The sequence below is a fragment of the Candidatus Protochlamydia sp. R18 genome, assembly GCF_000648255.1.
GTDB classification, from domain to species: domain Bacteria; phylum Chlamydiota; class Chlamydiia; order Chlamydiales; family Parachlamydiaceae; genus Protochlamydia; species Protochlamydia amoebophila.
Window position 1 is genome coordinate 1 of sequence record NZ_BASL01000744.1, and the last position, 3858, is coordinate 3858.

At 46.4% G+C, this 3858-nt stretch carries 2 tRNA genes and 2 rRNA genes; all 4 read left to right on the top strand.

What is annotated here, in order from left to right:
• The first annotated feature begins 172 nt into the window (after positions 1–172).
• The 4 genes from TY19_RS08935 to rrf all read left to right on the top strand — a co-directional run bounded on the left by TY19_RS08935 (position 173) and on the right by rrf (position 3812).
• Positions 173–245 (top strand) — tRNA-Ala (locus TY19_RS08935).
• A 12-nt stretch (positions 246–257) separates the two neighbouring features.
• Positions 258–334: transfer RNA gene (locus tag TY19_RS08940), tRNA-Ile, on the top strand.
• Positions 335–616: 282 nt separating this feature from the next.
• Positions 617–3566, top strand: a 23S ribosomal RNA gene (locus TY19_RS08945).
• Between the two features lie 131 nt (positions 3567–3697).
• Positions 3698–3812 (top strand): 5S ribosomal RNA (gene rrf / locus TY19_RS08950).
• Positions 3813–3858: the final 46 nt, after the last annotated feature.

The following is a 3858-nucleotide window of genomic DNA, read 5'->3' on the forward strand; positions in this document are numbered from 1 at the left end:
CAAGGTAGCCCTACCGGAAGGTGGGGCTGGATCACCTCCTTTAAAGGACAGTTTGCTAAATTAGCAAACAGGTTGGGCAAGCTCTATGCTTCGTACATTGTCTTACTTATGCTGTTAAAGCATAGTTATTTGAAAAAGATCGCAAATCTTAGACAGCCGATCTTTATAAATCGGGGGTTTAGCTCAGTTGGTAGAGCATCTGATTTGCATTCAGAGGGTCAGGAGTTCGAATCTCCTAGCCTCCAAGATTTGCTCTTGCGGTTATAGCTCAGTTGGTTAGAGCGCGACACTGATAATGTCGAGGTCCCAAGTTCAAGTCTTGGTAACCGCACCAGTTTAATTACCTATAACAGTTTTGTTTGTTATAAATAGCCTGCTTAGTGCAGGTAAGTTGTTATTTTGAAAGTCATAAAAGTTTAAGAATCAAGTTTAATCTGAAACGTTGATTGTTCGAAAGAACAAGAAACGTGAAAAGTAAAGATGACCAAAGTCATCACAAATTCACTGATCAAAATCAGCGCTTGAGAATAATCTTCACACAAAAATTTAAGTGACATAAGCGATCAGCTTATGTGAGTCGTAACTCATACTTAATTGCTTGAGACTAAAATTTTTTGGTCAAGCTATTAAGGGCTATTGGTGGATGCCTTGGCATTAACAGGCGATGAAGGACGCGAAACCTGCGAAAAGCTTCGGTGAGCTGGAAAAAAGCATTGACCCGGAGATATCCGAATGGAGCAATCCAACCAGAGTAATGTCTGGTTATCCTTAACTGAATCCATAGGTTAAGGAGGCGACACCTGCCGAACTGAAACATCTAAGTAGGCAGAGGAAAAGAAATCAAATCAGAGATTCCCATAGTAGCGGCGAGCGAAGTGGGAAGAGCCCAAACCACTAATTTATTAGTGGGGTTGTAGGACTCATCACAATGGCTAGCGAACTTTAGCAGAACATTTCTGGAAAGTTAGGCGATACAAGGTGAAAGCCCCGTATGCGAAAAAGAGAGCTAGCTAGATGAGCACCTGAGTAGGGCCGGACACGTGAAACCCGGTCTGAATCCGGAGGGACCACCCTCCAAGGCTAAATACTCGTTAATGACCGATAGTGAACCAGTACCGTGAGGGAAAGGTGAAAAGAACCCCTGTTAGGGGAGTGAAATAGAACCTGAAACCAATAGCTTACAAACGGTCGAAGGCCTATGCCCAATAATTTGGGAATGGCTGACGGCGTGCCTTTTGCATGATGAGCCAGCGAGTTGCGTTAAATGGCAAGGTTAAGGGATCTCATTCCGAAGCCGAAGCGAAAGCGAGTCTTAAAAGGGCGTTAAGTCATTTGGCGCAGACACGAAACCAAGTGATCTATCCATGACCAGGTTGAAGCAAGGGTAACACCTTGTGGAGGACCGAACTAGTAACTGTTGAAAAAGTTTTGGATGAGTTGTGGATAGGGGTGAAAGGCCAATCAAACTTGGAGATATCTTGTTCTCTTCGAAATAACTTTCGGGTTAGCCTCGGACAGCCCTTTACAGGGGTAGAGCACTGAATTCACGCGGGGGTCTTACCGACCTACCAAAGGAAATCAAACTCCGAATACTGTAAAGTCGTCCGGGAGATAGACAGCGTGGGATAAGCTACGTTGTCAAAAGGGGAACAGCCCAGATCGCCGATTAAGGCCCCTAATTCTATGCTAAGTGAGTAAGGAAGTGGAGTTTCTAAAACAGTTGGGATGTTGGCTTAGAGGCAGCCATCATTTAAAGAGTGCGTAACAGCTCACCAATCGAGAAACTCTGCGCCGATAATATCCGGGACTAAAGCATAGAGCCGAAATCGCGGGTTTATTCTGTTAAAGAATAAGCGGTAGGAGAGCGTAGTATGCAGCGTCGAAGATGTACCGTAAGGAGCGTTGGAGCGCATACTAGTGATAATGCATGGCATGAGTAAACGATAAAGGAGGTGAAAATCCTCCTCGCCGAAAACCTAAGGTTTCCAGGGTAAAGTTCGTCTTCCCTGGGTTAGCCGGTCCCTAAGCCGAGGCTGAAAAGCGTAGGTGATGGAAAGCAGGTTAAATATTCCTGCGCCACCTAAAACATTGGTGACGGGTCGACGGAGTACGTTAAGCGCGCGGACCATTGGATGTGTCCGTGGGGCAATGAGGTTGGTTAGTAGGTAAATCCGCTAACGGAAGACCAGGTTGTCACTAAGGGAAACCTTCGGGGGAACCGATAGCGTAGCGCAAGGCTTCCAAGAAATAGACTCTAATCGTTGATGGTGACCGTACCAAAACCGACACAGGTGGGTGGGAAGAATATTCTAAGGCGCGCGAGAGAACTCTTGTTAAGGAACTCGGCAAATTATCCTCGTAACTTCGGGAGAAGAGGAGCCACAAGTTGTGATAGCACTCGCTGCTAAAGCATCCTGTGGCCGCAGAGAAATGGCCCAGGCGACTGTTTAACAAAAACACAGCACTATGCAAAGACGTCTAAGTCGAAGTATATGGTGTGATGCCTGCCCAATGCCAAAAGGTCAAAAGGAGATGTTAGCACGTTAAGTGCAAAGCATTGAATTTAAGCCCTGGTGAATGGCGGCCGTAACTATAACGGTCCTAAGGTAGCGAAATTCCTTGTCGGGTAAGTTCCGACCTGCACGAATGGTATAACGATCTGGGCACTGTCTCAACAAGAGACTCGGTGAAATTGTAGTAGCAGTGAAGATGCTGTTTACCCGCAATAAGACGGAAAGACCCCGTGAACCTTTACTGTACTCTGATATTGGCTCTTGACTTGTCATGTGTAGAATAACCAGGAGACTAAGAAAGCTCATCGTCAGGTGGGCTGGAGTCGTCGTTGAAATACTGGTCTTGATAAGTCGGGAATCTAACGAAATCCCATGAAGCTGGGATTCGGACATTGTCAGACGGGCAGTTTTGCTGGGGCGGTATCCTCCTAAAGAGTAACGGAGGAGTCCAAAGCTTGCCTCATCGTGGTTGGCAATCACGAGTAGAGCGTAAAGGTATAAGGCAAGTTAACTGTGAGACCTGCAAGTCGAACAGAGACGAAAGTCGGGCTTAGTGATCCGGCGGTGGAATGTGGAATCGCCGTCGCTCAACGGATAAAAGGTACTCCGGGGATAACAGGCTTATCGCCACCAAGAGTTCATATCGACGTGGCGGTTTGGCACCTCGATGTCGACTCATCGCATCCTGGGGCTGAAGAAGGTCCCAAGGGTTTGGCTGTTCGCCAATTAAAGCGGTACGCGAGTTGGGTTCAAAACGTCGTGAGACAGTTTGGTCCCTATCTTTTGTGGGCGTAGGATACTTGAGAGGAGCTGCTTCTAGTACGAGAGGACCGAAGTGGACGAACCAATGGTGAGCCGGTTGTTCTGCCAAGAGCATTGCCGGGTAGCTATGTTCGGAACGGATAAGCGTTGAAAGCATATAAACGCCAAGCCTCCCTCAAGATAAGGTATCCCTATCAGACACCATATAGACCATGTGGTTAATAGGTTGGGTGTGTAAGCGCAGTAATGCGTTGAGCTTACCAATACTAATCGGTCGATCGGCTTGACCACCTTTTTTTCTAAAGGATGAAAACCATTCCCTTTAGCACAAACAGTGTGGTGCGAAATAAAAAATCAAGCGTGTGAGATTGTTTTCAAGAGCTGATTTTGATAAGTGAAACTTAAACCTTTTATGATTTTCGTTTGGTGGCATTAGAGAAAGGGAAATACCTGAACCCATTCCGAACTCAGAAGTCAAGCCTTTCATCGCCGATGGTACTGCACACAAGAGTGTGGGAGAGTAGGTCGCCGCCAAACTTTTCTTTTTGGCCTTAAAACACCCCGTTTTAAGGCCCTTTTTTTT